Source organism: Bradyrhizobium sp. ISRA436 (assembly GCF_029910015.1).
In the GTDB taxonomy this organism is placed as follows: domain Bacteria; phylum Pseudomonadota; class Alphaproteobacteria; order Rhizobiales; family Xanthobacteraceae; genus Bradyrhizobium.
Genome location: NZ_CP094519.1, coordinates 6638266 through 6650764 on the forward strand (window position 1 = coordinate 6638266; position 12499 = coordinate 6650764).

The 12499-nt window shown below is 61.8% G+C and carries 11 protein-coding genes; 6 read left to right on the top strand and 5 right to left on the bottom strand.

All coding sequences use genetic code 11. From position 1 onward, the window contains the following. Window positions 1–6: 6 nt before the first annotated feature. The 5 genes from MTX23_RS30830 to MTX23_RS30850 form a co-directional block, all read right to left on the bottom strand. Complete coding sequence (locus tag MTX23_RS30830; RefSeq protein WP_280978273.1) at window positions 7–468, bottom strand: cytochrome c; 462 nt, start codon at window positions 466–468, stop codon at window positions 7–9. 68 nt (window positions 469–536) lie between these two features. Continuing rightward, window positions 537–1061, bottom strand: coding sequence for a DUF3341 domain-containing protein (locus MTX23_RS30835; RefSeq protein ID WP_280973869.1), 525 nt, complete (start codon window positions 1059–1061; stop codon window positions 537–539). After that, on the bottom strand, window positions 1058–2437 hold the full coding sequence (gene nrfD, locus MTX23_RS30840; protein ID WP_280973870.1) for an NrfD/PsrC family molybdoenzyme membrane anchor subunit: 1380 nt from the start codon (window positions 2435–2437) through the stop codon (window positions 1058–1060). Before nrfD ends, MTX23_RS30835 begins: the two co-directional genes overlap by 4 nt. 2 nt (window positions 2438–2439) lie before the next feature. Next, complete coding sequence (locus tag MTX23_RS30845) at window positions 2440–5283, bottom strand: 4Fe-4S dicluster domain-containing protein (RefSeq protein WP_280973871.1); 2844 nt, start codon at window positions 5281–5283, stop codon at window positions 2440–2442. A 6-nt stretch (window positions 5284–5289) separates the two neighbouring features. Further along, a complete protein-coding gene (locus MTX23_RS30850) occupies window positions 5290–5943 on the bottom strand; it encodes a cytochrome c3 family protein (protein WP_280978274.1) in 654 nt (217 codons plus the stop codon). A gap of 636 nt (window positions 5944–6579) precedes the next feature. On the opposite strand from MTX23_RS30850, the gene MTX23_RS30855 reads away from it, so the two are divergent. The 6 genes from MTX23_RS30855 (at window position 6580) to MTX23_RS30880 (ending at window position 12346) form a co-directional block, all read left to right on the top strand. Then, window positions 6580–6993 (top strand): hypothetical protein, encoded by a 414-nt coding sequence (locus MTX23_RS30855; RefSeq protein ID WP_280973872.1) that lies wholly within the window; start codon window positions 6580–6582, stop codon window positions 6991–6993. A gap of 281 nt (window positions 6994–7274) precedes the next feature. Continuing rightward, a complete protein-coding gene (locus MTX23_RS30860; RefSeq protein WP_280973873.1) occupies window positions 7275–7733 on the top strand; it encodes a hypothetical protein in 459 nt (152 codons plus the stop codon). Then, entirely contained in the window at window positions 7715–9835 is a 2121-nt protein-coding gene (locus tag MTX23_RS30865; RefSeq protein ID WP_280973874.1) for an MMPL family transporter, read from the top strand. The genes MTX23_RS30860 and MTX23_RS30865 overlap by 19 nt, the downstream gene beginning before the upstream one ends. Before the next feature lie 302 nt (window positions 9836–10137). Beyond that, complete coding sequence (locus tag MTX23_RS30870; RefSeq protein WP_280978365.1) at window positions 10138–10404, top strand: hypothetical protein; 267 nt, start codon at window positions 10138–10140, stop codon at window positions 10402–10404. Next, window positions 10314–11561, top strand: coding sequence for a DUF763 domain-containing protein (locus MTX23_RS30875; RefSeq protein WP_280973875.1), 1248 nt, complete (start codon window positions 10314–10316; stop codon window positions 11559–11561). Before MTX23_RS30870 ends, MTX23_RS30875 begins: the two co-directional genes overlap by 91 nt. Before the next feature lie 32 nt (window positions 11562–11593). After that, window positions 11594–12346, top strand: coding sequence for a DUF72 domain-containing protein (locus MTX23_RS30880; protein ID WP_280973876.1), 753 nt, complete (start codon window positions 11594–11596; stop codon window positions 12344–12346). Window positions 12347–12499 lie beyond the last annotated feature (153 nt).

Below are 12499 nucleotides of genomic sequence, written 5' to 3' on the forward strand. Positions count from 1 at the left end.
GTGGGGTCATCTGAGGTGCTCCGCTGCATCGGGTACATCGGCGACCTTGGTTCGCCGCGACAATTGCAGGGCACGGATATAGGCGGCGATTGCCCACCGATCATGGGGCGGCACGCGATCGGCGTAAGAAAACATCACTCCATAGCCGTTGGTGATGACGTCGTAGAAGTGCTGGGCCGGAGCGGCCAGAAGACGGTCGACGTGATAGGACGGCGGCGCCGGAAATCCATGCGCGACGATGACACCGTCTCCGTCTCCTGCTAGACCGTGACAGGGTGCGCAGAAGACGCCGAAACGCTCGCGCCCACGCGTCAGGAGCGCCTCCGTGACTGGCGGCGGATCCTTGGCAGCAGCGGCACGCTCGACGTCGCCCTGCGCGACCACACCGTCCGGAAGCGGCCGCGCCGTCGTCCCGTCCGGCCACAGCGCGGTCGGTGCATAGGTCGTGAGCTTGCGCTGCTCCGTCATGCTCAGATCGCAACCGGCAAGCAGACCGGCGCATGCCGCCATCGCCAGGAGCTTTGCGGTCACGCGCATCATGACTGGACCTCCCGTACCGAAATGGCACCGAAGCCCGCGAGCATCTCAGCCGCGGCGGACCGATCGTCGTTGTCCTGTGGACACTCGATCGCCAGCATGAAGCGGTCCTGGCTCGCTCCTCCAAAGCCGCCCGAGGCGAACAGCGGATTGCTGAGATAGGGCATCCCTGCCTCGAAAAGAAACGTTGCAAAGCCGCAAACCGCCGCCACGAGAATGCCGGTCGCAAACGGGACCAGCATGAAAGTCGGCCATGCGTCGAGCGGACGTCCGCCGCTGTTATAGGGATAGTTGATGACCGCCGAATAGTATTCGAGGCCATAAGCCAGGGCGGCCGTCAAAACGCCGCCGGCAAACATCACCGGACGTATCCGGCTCTCCCGATGACTCTGCGCAACAGAGAGCTCCTCGAGCGGATAAGGCGTGTATGCCTCGACCACGCGGCATGGTGCGTCGCGCGCACGGCGGACCGCCTCGACGAAGCGCCGCTGATCCGTGAACTCGCCGAGAAGCAGCTGCGTCATGGCGATTGCCCCTCTGCAACGAGCTTTCGCACCTCATGCATTGAAACGACCGGAATGACGCGTACGAAAACGAGAAACATCAAGGCGAACAGGCCGAGCGAGCCGAACGTCACCATCCAGTCCCAGATAGTCGGAAGGAATATCCGCCACGAGCTCGGCAGATAGTCATGCGACAGCGTGTTCCAGATGATCAGGATGCGCTCCAGCCACATCCCGATGTTGATGATGACGGCGATGACGAAGACAGCGACCACGCTGCGGCGTACGCCCGCCCACCAGAATGCCTGCGGTATCACCACATTGCAGAGCAGAAGTGCCCAAAACATCGGCGCGTAATGCCCGGCGAACTCGAACATTACGAGGCTGCGATCCGCACGCTCGCCGCCGTACCAAGCATTGAACCATTCGGTGGCGTATGACAGGCCCATGATGATCGACGCCGCCAGCATGATCTTGGCCATCACGTCGAAATGCGCCGTCGTGATCAGGCCGTGCATGCGAAAGCCCCACCGCACCAGCGCCGCCAGACAGGCAACCATGGCAAAGCCGGAATACATCGCACCGACCACGAAGTACGGCGGGAAGATCGACTCCTGCCAGCCGGGCATCAGGCTGGCGGCAAAGTCCATCCCGACCACGCTGTGCAGCGACACGACAAGGGGAACACCGAGGCAGGCCAGCGCGAGATGAAGTTTCTCGTAAACCTGCCATTGCCGCAACGATCCGCACCAGCCAAGGGCGAGCGCTCCGTAGAAGGCCGCCTGCCCCCGCTTCTGCGCGCGGTCCCGCATGGTCGCGAAGTCCGGAATCAGGCCGACATACCAGAACAGGATCGAGAAGAGGATGTAGCTCAGGATCGCCCAAAAATCCCAGATTAGCGCGCTGCGCCACTGCGGCCAGACATGCATCGTGTTGGGATAAGGAGTGAGCCAGTAGAAATAGAGCGGCCGCCCAAGGTGAATGATGGGAAAAATTCCGGCGATCGTGGCGGCAAACAACGTCATCGCCTCGGCGAAGCGATTGGTCGACGCTCGCCACCTTTGGCGCATCAGCAACAACATCGAGGAAATCAAGGTTCCCGCGTTCCCAATGCCGATCCACCAGACGTAGTCGGCGATGGCAAAGCCCCACACAACTGTTGAGTTCACACCCCAGATGCCGATGCCGCGATAGAAGACGAGAAACACGGTGACCAGAAATGCCATCGTGGCCGCAAGGCTCACGCAAAAGCCGATCCACCATGCGCGCCAGCTCCAGGACGAGCGCTCCAGCAATGGCGCTGCAACGATTGCGTTGACGACTTCCATGCTGCGCGCCTCCGGCAGCGTCCATCGCTCCGACTCAGCCGATTTCTCCACAGGGATGGGCAGCGCCATGGTCATGAGCGAGCCTTCCCATAGTCCGAATTGGGGTTGTGCAGACGAGCCAGATAGGTCGTTCGCGGACGTGTCCCAAGCTCGCCTAGAAGCGAATAGCTCCTTGGGTCGGCACGCAACGCATTGATGCGTGAATTCGAATCGGACATATCACCGAAATGGATCGCCTTGGTTGGGCATGCCGCCTGGCAGGCCGTGACCACCTCGCCTTCCCGGATCGCGCGACCTTCCCGTTCGGCGGCGCGCCTGGCGACGCTGATCCGCTGGACGCAGTAGGTGCACTTCTCCATGACACCCCGGCTGCGGACGGTGACGTTCGGATTGAAGACGGCCTTGGCGATATCCTCGCCAAGATTGCCGTACTCCTGGCCATCGGCGTAACCCGCGAAATTGAAACGGCGGACCTTGTATGGACAGTTCGATTCACAGAAGCGCGTGCCGACGCAGCGGTTGTAGACCTGAACGTTCAGTCCCTCGCTATCGTGAATCGAGGCCGCCACCGGACAGACAGGTTCACATGGTGCGTGCTCGCAATGCATGCACGGCGTCGGACTGAAGCCCGGTCGCGCATCGACCACATAATGGTCGATCCGCATCCAGTGCATGTCGCGGCCCATGGCGATTTCGTCGGGACCGACAACCGGAACGTTGTTCTCGGCCTGGCACGCCACGATACAGGCGTTGCAGCCGATGCAGGCCGAAGCGTCGATCGCCATGGCCCATTCGTAAGTGTCGGCATGTACCGGCGGGTAGAGTGTCGGCGGGTCGCTGCCGGGCCGCTCGAAATGGAAGTTGCCGCTGGCGAGGTTCGCGAGCGTCAAGCGCGGCTGTAGCTTTTCAGCCTCGCTTTCGAGATCGAAAAAGTGTTGTGTCTGCAATAACTCGGTTCGGCGGCCCGTCCTGGCAATCGTGACATTGTCAATCAGCCACGGCGAATCTGCGCTCCGCCAAGGGTAAACGTCGAAGCCGATACCGGTCCCGATCGTCCCGGCATTCCTTCGACCGTAGCCAAGCGTCGTCGCCAGCACGCCGGCCGCCTGCCCCTCTCTCACCAATGCCGGCACTTCGAGCGTCGTTTCGCCGCGCTTGAGTTGTACCACCTCGCCATCACGGAGTCCGAGCTCCCGCGCATCGGACTCCGCCACGTGCAGCGCGTTTCCCCAGACCTGGCTGGTGAATGGCTTCGGGCATTCCTGCAGCCAAGCGTTGTTGGCCATTCCTCCATCGAAGACGGAAGGATCGGGAGCGAGCGCCAGTGTGAGGTGCCCCGCGACAGTGGCTGGAGCGAGCTTGGGAAGGTTGACCGGCGGCAGCGCAATCTTCTCGAAAGCCGAGTTGGCAACGACTCCGTCGTGCAAGATTTGCCGCCACCAATCCGCGCGGTCCTTGTCGGCAGCGGCCGACCTCCATTGGTTGCGAACGATGTCGAGCGTCGGCGACCCGGCCTCCCCCTGCAGCATTGCCAGAATCTGATGCTGATCACGGCTGTCGTAGAGCGGAATAAGCAGCGGCTGGATAATGCTCGCAGTTCCGTCAAAGGTCCTGATGTCGGACCAGCGCTCCAGCACATGCGTAAGCGGAAGGTGCCACGTACAGTATTGCGCTGTTTCGTCACGGAAGCCGCCAAAATGCGCCTTGAAGGGCACCGCCTTGATCGCTTCGTCTACCCCGAGCGAGCCGGGGGCGTCATAGACTGGGTTAGCGTCAAGGATGATCAATGTCTCGACCTGCCCCTCACTCACGTCGGAGACAAAGTTGCGCAAGGATTCGGTGTGCCCTTCCGTAACGGGGTCGACCGGCGCAATGAAGTCCACCGGCGCCTGCAGCTGCCCGTTGATCCAGTGGCAAAGCGCGTGGACCTCTGATGGTTGCCGCGGTCCAGCCGTCACCAGGGCCGCACCGCGCCGCGCCTGGAGATCCGCCGCGGCCGCCGCGGCAAATCCCTTGGCCTGATCCGGCAGGCTAGCCGGCTCAAACGGCGCCCCCATCGCGCGCGCCACCTCGATCGCCACGTTGCGGATCAATTCGGGTCGCAGGGCGACGCGGTGATCGGCCAGCGCTCCGGTCAGGCTCCAGTCCGGCTCGGCAGAATAGAGCCGCAGCGAGTTCGCCGGCACCTGCGGGCGGCGCGCATCGACGATCTCGCGCGCATAGCGGATTTGTTCCGGACCAACGCCAATCGGATCACCATCGAGCGTAAGCACGACACGGGCATCGCGAAAACGCGGCAGCGCGGTCGCGAGACGGCCGAAGGCCAGCTTCACCCCGCTGCGTATCGCGTCGTCCTCGATCGCTTCGTAGCGATACCATCTCGTCTGCGGCATCGATCGCTTCAACCTGTCCAACTGAGCAATCATGCTCGGCGAAGTGATGCGTCCGGTCAGGATCGCCAATCCCTCGCCTTGCTTCGCGCGATGCTGATCCAGTCGCGGGCCCAGCGCTGCATGGAATGCGCTCCACGACTGAACCCGGCTCTCGCTATGTGGTGCCTTCGAGCGATCCGGATCGTAAAGCGACAGCACCGTTGCTTCGCCGTAGACGTCGGTTGAGCCGAGGCTGGCTGGATGGCGTGGATTGCCTTCGATCTTGATAGGGCGGCCTTCGACCGAGGTGACAAGGACTCCGCGACCGTAGCCGGCAAGAGGCAACGCGCTCGCAAACCGCAGTGGCACGCCCGGCGTCGCACGTTCGGGGATCTGCACATAGGGCACGATCTCCTCCGGAGGGCGCCCGCAGGAGGCCAGCGTGGCCGCAACGCCGGTCATGAACAGCTTCAATGCGGCACGGCGATCCATGGTGGGATCCGACACGTGCAGGTCATGCCTGATGTTGCGAGCGACTTTCATGGTGCCTCATCGATGGCAGATCGAACAGTCCGTGAGATGCTTGTTGTCGAGGTACTGATGCGCCAGGATGACGCCGCGCTCGGCCTGATCATCCGGAAATTTCCAGTATGGATCGAACACTTTGGACGCCGGGCGCATCTTCGCTGCGGGATTGCGGTGACAATCGAGGCACCATCCCATCGTGAGCGGAGCGGCCTGCCGCATCAGCGGCATGTTTGCGACGTCGCCATGGCACGTCGTGCAGCCGATACCTTTGGCGACGTGGATCGAGTGGTCGAAGTAAACGTAGGCCGGCAACCGATTCACCTTATTCCAGTGAATGGGGCGGCCTTCCGCAAGGCTCTGCCGGACCGGTGCAAGCATCGCGGCCTGCGTGTAGAGCTGGGAATGACATGTCATGCAGGTGTGGCTCGGCGGGATGCCCGCAACGGGCGACGACTCAACACCGGTGTGGCAGTAGCGGCAATCGAGGCCGAGACCGCCGACATGATGCGCGTGGCTGAAGGGTACGGGCTGATCGAGCGTGATCTCTTCACCCGTTACATGCTCTGAGGCCGATACCCAGTACGCGAGACCAATAGCAATCAGCGGCACGACCACAATGGCTACCAGAACGCTGCGCGCGACCGTATCCGCGAGAGGTCGGAATAAGTGCGGCATGCTGTTCTCACCGGCCCCAAACCGCGCTCCAACATCTGGCGACGAAACCCGCCCCTCTAACGCGATCACAAATCCATGGTTCCTAAGCGGCGTCGCGCCCACACAAGGACGCCTCCTGCAAAGGCTGGAAGAGTTCGTGTTTAAGCCGCTCGACTTGCTTGGACTTTCTTTCGGTTATCCTCTCCAGCCAGCTCGATCGGGACGACTTCTCCGATAAGAACTTTAGTATGACATGCCAACTGCTCAGGTTCGGCATCGTTCACTTCCGGAACAACCGCACTCACGAGTGTCTTGGCGCGATTCCAAGTTGGAAATCGTCACCCATACATGCCGCCACCGATGTCGCGCGATTTCGGAAGCCGACGCTCGAGTTGGTCAGCAGCGGCGAATACTGCCGCAGCGTCGGAGCCATCCACCGCTTCCCATTCCGCGGCCTTGACGCCGGATGCCAGCAGTTCCCGTTGGACATCCTTCAGCGCGGTTGGGTCTCGCGATGAGACCAACGCGATCGCCCTCCTAAGCGAAGCGATGGGCGATAGCGAAGCGATGGGCGATCGCGCGCCCAACCCCAGCGGAAGCGCCGGTGATGATAACGGTGCGGCCGGGACGCCTCACTTGAAGCATCGGCGATCAGCTATGGTTGAGCTCGTCGGTCCGAATCGGCTCGGCGTCGATCACTGTCACGTGGGGTTTCGCCAAACGATCTTCGCGCGACATCCGGGCCAGGACTGGCAACTGCAGCACGGTCGCTCGCTGTCCCGGGCGAAGGTCCGTCAACAGCACGACCTGGCCGTTCGGAAATTCGATGGCGTCGTGATGTCGGGATGCGCGCTCCATGTTCACCTGCCGGAAGCGCGCGAGCCGACCGCAGTGCGGCCTTCTCTGGAACAGACCAAAGAGCGGGCGACGCCACTCGACGTCATTTTCAAACGCAAGTTCGGCGCCCGGCAGAAGACAGACCGCTACCGCGGGCTCATTGACGGCTGCAAAGCCGCGGGTACTGGTGCCTGGAAAACATGTCGTTACGAGCTCGTCGCCGGCTTTGGCTGATCGCGACAGAACGGAGTGAAGGCTGTAGTCACACATGGAGGCCTCTTTCGCATGCTCGGATCCCCCGCCGCAGTCGCCTAACCTTCTGCCGCCGTGCGTTGTTCCTAACGGAAGTTTAGTGCCCGGGTATCGAACAATCTGGTGGTCCGGCGCGTTTTGCCCCTGTTCCCCCGTTTTCTCGTGGTGTTGAGCAAATTGTAATGATCCGGTCGGCGATCGTCAGAATCGTTTGCGTCTGCGCCCAATTTCACTGGGCTGTGATCGTCGCCGGAGCGGTGTTGATGGCAGTGGCGGCCATCTTCGACGTGACGCGTTTCTCGATCAACACTGACGTCGAGCGACTGATCGCCCAGGATTTGCCCTGGCACGAGCGCCAGATCGCTTTCACGCAGACGTTTCCGCAGAAGGGCATTTCAGCGGTCGTGACCGCGCCAACGCCCGAAAACGCCGAGCAAGCCACCGATGCGCTCGCGCAATCCCTGAAGAAGAATCCCAACCTTTTTCCGCGGGTCGCACAGCCGGACAGCGGAGATTTCTTCGATCGCAACCAGCTTCTGTTGGCCTCGACGTCCGACGTCAGGCGGACCGTTGCGGGCCTGATCCAAGCGGAACCGGTCCTGAGCGAGCTCTCGCGAGACACGACCCTTCGCGGCGTCATGAACGTTCTGTCGTTTGCTGCAGGCGAAGTTCGGCGCGGGCGGCTCAAACTCGATCAATTGAAATGGCCGCTGATCAATTGAAATGGCCGCTAACGCTTGCCGCTGAAACCCTGAATGACGTCCTGTCCGGCAAGCCGGCTACTTTCTCCTGGAAGGAACTGCTGCAAGGGCATCACTCATCCGCAGAGGAGCGGCGGCATTTCCTGGAGATCGAGCCGCGGCTTGATTTCACCAAGCTGCAGCCTGGATCGGTTGCGGATCGAGGTATTCACCAAGTAGCGGCGCAATTGGACCTGAAGCAAAGGTTCGGCGCGATAGTCAAGTTGACCGGACAGGTCCCCATGGATGACCAGCAGTTTTCGGTCATCCGAGACAGCGCACTGCGCGACACCATCACAGCCGCGCTAGGTGTCCTGATCGCCCTGTGGCTGGCGCTGCGGTCGTGGAAAATCATCGCCGCGGTCTTCTTCAGCCTGTTGGTCGGGCTTGCGACAACTGCGGCGCTAGGCCTCGCCATGGTCGGTTCGTTCAACCTGATTTCGATCGCCTTCTTCGTGCTATTCGTAGGCCTTGGCGTCGACTTCGGCATTCAATTCAGCGTGCGATACCGCGCCGAACGTCGCGACCATGGCAATCTGCTCCCGGCGCTGGAAAGCGCGGCGAAGAAAGCCGGCACCCCTCTCGCCCTCGCTGCCTCGGCCACGGCTGTTGGCTTCTTTGCATTCTTGCCCACGAGCTATCGCGGTCTTTCGGAACTCGGGCTAATCGCCGGTTGTGGCATGCTGATTGCGTTTGCCTGCAGCATCACGCTGGTGCCGGCGGTGCTGGCACTGCTCAATCCGCCGGGCGAAGCGGCGCCGATCGGTTTCAAGTTTCTTGGACCGCTGGATGACTTTCTCCAGCGCCACCGCATCGCCGTCGTGGTCGCAACCATCGGGCTGGTCCTCGCTGCTTCTCCGTTGCTCGTGCATCTGCCGTTCGACTTCAACCCCGTCGACCTGCAGAGCCCGAGCTCGCCTGCCGTGATCACCTACCGTCAATTGCAAAAGGACCCGGAGACCAGCGGCAGCGATGCCGAGATATTGACACCGTCCATCGAGCAGGCCGCGGCAACAGCGAAGCGCCTCGATGGGCTCCCTGAAGTGTCCCGCACCATCACGGTGAACAACTATGTTCCCGGCGATCAGGACTCCAAGATCGCTGAACTGAAGTCAGCGTCCGGCAGGCTTCGAGCGGCGCTCGAGCCCAGGCATCGCACCGCACCAACCGATGAGCAGACCGTAGCTTCGATAAAGGACGCAGCAACAGCCTTGTCGGTAGCTGCTGGAGACCAACAGGGCTCCGCCGCCGATGACGCGCGGAACGTATCCGCCCTGCTGACGCGCCTCGCCCAAGCAGACGCGAGCACGCGCCAGAGGGCCGAAGCTGCCGTAATTTCACCGTTGCGCTTTGACCTCGAACAGTTGCGTCAGGGTATGTCACCCAAGCCGATCAGCATCAAGACGTTACCGCCCGACCTGCTCGGCGACTGGGTGCTTCCCGATGGCAGGGCGCGCGTTGAGGCGCTCCCCAAGGGCGATCCAAACGACGCCGACGTTCTGCAGAAATTTGCCACAGCCGTTCTCAAGGCAGACCCCACGGCCACCGGAGCGGCGATCACCTACTACGAGGGCGGAAGAACCATTACGACCGCCTTCATCCAGGCAGGCGCCTTTGCTCTGGTGGCGATTTCGGTCCTGCTCTTTATCACTCTGAGGCGGCTCGGAGACGTCTTGCTGACCCTCGTTCCTTTGCTACTCGCGGGAGCCGTCACTCTCGAGATCTGCGTCCTTGACGGGCTGGCTCTGAACTTCGCCAACATCATCGCGCTTCCCTTGCTGCTCGGAGTCGGTGTCGCATTCAAGATCTACTACATCATGGCATGGCGAGGCGGAAAAACCGGCCTGCTGCAGTCCGCATTGACGCGCGCCGTTGTATTCAGCGCCATGACAAACGCCATTGCATTCGGAAGTATGTGGGCGTCGAATTACCCCGGCATGTCCAGCATGGGAAAACTGATGGCACTGGCACTGCTGTGTACCATGGCCGCCGCGGTGCTGTTCCAGCCGGTCCTCATGGGGCCACCTCGACAGGTCAGCGAATTCGAGGAATTCAGCTCGAACCTCGATCGGGCCGCGGAGTGATTCCCGGTTAGGGTGTTGTGATCACGGCTGCGAGTCCGCTTCGGCAGCGTAAAGCGATGCACGGTATTCACCAGACGACAGGAGCTCCTCGAGCAAGGCTTGTGCTTCGGCGTCTCGAACGCGCCCGGGGGGTCCAATCATTTGAGAACGAATGGCACTCTCCTCTTCACCAACGCGCCAGTGCCCCCGGGAAACGCCAATGGCACATAGAATCGCTTAGGGAACCCGACCACGGAAGCTTTGCTTTACGGTATTCTCCCTTGCAAAGATAATCAGGCTACCTGGATCGGTCGGACGTCACAGTGGGAGTTTATTTCACGGCTGAAAGCGGCAGCTATGCACCGGACGCCGTGCATCTGTCTCAGCGATTGGACCGTCCGGCACGTATCCGGCTCTCCGGCGACAGACCTGCGTTTGCCGGTATGCGCGCTTTCTCATTTGTTGTTAAAATTCAGATCGATTCAGGATCAAGAACGCAATGGCCCGACGAACTGGCAGTGCCGACCTTCCGCTCCATGGCGGACGTGTGCCGCTTTGGCTCGCCGAACGCATGGCGACGCTGGGCATGATCATCGCGCAAGCCATCGTCCATCACTACGGCCGGGATGCATTCCTGCAACGACTCTCGCATCCGTTCTGGTTCCAATCATTCGGCGCCGTCATGGGTATGGACTGGCACTCGTCCGGCATCACCACCAGCGTCATCGGCGCGCTCAAGCGCGGGCTGGCGCCGGTGCAGGACGAACTCGGCATCTATGTGTGCGGCGGGCGCGGCAAGCATTCGCGGCGCACCCCGGAAGAGCTATCGGCGCTTGGTGAACGTATCGGCTTCGACGGCCTTGCCCTGACCCGCGCCAGCCGCCTGGTGGCCAAGGTCGACAGCGCTGCGGTCCAGGACGGGTTCGAGCTTTACCTGCACGGCTTCTTCGTCACCGAAGACGGTAAATGGACCGTGGTCCAGCAAGGCATGAACGACCGCAAGCGACAGGCACGCCGCTATCATTGGCATTCCGAGGGACTGCGCAGCTTTGTCGATGAACCACACAGTGCGATCGATGGTCCTTCGCAGGGCGAGATCGTCAACCTCATCGATCACCGTGCGGAAGCCTCCCGCCAAGCGCAGCTCGACCTCCTCGCTGCGCTTGGGCCAGATGGCATCACGCGCGAATATGCCGAACTGACGGACAGGGCCGCGCCACAAGCGGACCTGCTGCACCTGATCATGCCAGCCCATCATGATGTCCGTTCAAGCGATGTTTTCATCCGACGCCTGCACGGTACGCTGGCCGCCGCCGCGGATCGCGGGCCGTTGGACTTTCCCGAACTGCTGCTTTTGCCCGGCATCGGTGCCCGCACCGTGCAATCCTTGGCCATGGTGGCCGAAGTCGTCCATGGCACGCCCTACCGCTTTCGCGACCCCGCACGTTTCTCGCTCGCCCACGGCGGCAAGGACCGTCATCCCTTTCCCGTGCCCGTCAAGGTCTACGACGAGACCATTCGGGTGCTGAAATCGGCTGTGCAGCAGGCGAAGCTCGGCCGCGACGAGCAGATGCAGGCGCTGAAGCGGCTTGATGATCAGGCGCGCCGGCTGGAGCGGACGGCGAGCGGGCCGTCATTCGATGCTTTTGTGGCGACCGAGCGCGCTCGCTCCCCAGCCCTCGATGGCCGCTCCGTGTTCGGTTGGGAGGCTGACCTTGCCCGGCGCGACCGGACCGCCAAGTCGTAGAGGATGCCTGATCCACGAGCCCGGTTGAGTGTATGGCGCGCGTTCTGATTGGCACGTCCGGCTGGCACTATCCCTCCTGGCGCGGTCGATTCTTCCCTGAGGGATTGCCGCTGAAGCGCCAGCTCAACTACTATGCGGGGCAGTTCCGTACGACAGAGCTGAACGGCGTCTTCTATCGCACTCCGACGGAAAACGCGGTCGCCGGTTGGCGCGATGCGACCGATCCGGAGTTCGTCTTTGCCTGGAAGGCCTCGAAATTCATCACGCACTGGAAGCGACTGTCCGAGACCTCGGCCAATAGCCTCGAACTGTTGGAGGATCGCCTTTCATTGCTACGCAACAAGGCCGGACCGATCCTGTTTCAACTGCCGCCGAACTTCACCATCGACGCTGATCGCCTTGCAGCGTTTCTCAAGCTTCTGAAGCGTCGCCGGCGCTATGCCTTCGAATTCCGCCATCCGAGCTGGTACGAACCGCGGATCCTGAAACTTCTGGCCGCGCGCAACATTGCCCTCTGCATTTCCGACCATCACGAGGCGCCGGCTCCCTGGAAGCGCACCGCTGATTTTGTCTATGTCCGCGGCCATGGGCCGGGTGGGCGATATAGTGGCCACTACCGGTCAGCGCAGCTTGCCGATTGGGCGAAGCAAATACGCGGCTGGAAGCGACAAGGACACGACGTTTATGTCTATTTCGACAACGATCAGAAGAGCGCGGCACCGGCTGATGCCAGGAAGCTCTGCGAACTCCTTGAGCCGAAGGCTCGCAGGCGGGTTCGAAAATAGGAACGAACATTCCACGGCGGCATTGATTGCCCTGGAAGGGAGCCGATGCGATGCAGTCTGCTGTGCCGGAAACGCTGAACGCGGTAACGATCGATGACCGCTGCGCGATCACCCATCTCCGATCATCCGACATGTCGGTTCGGACTGCAGCCG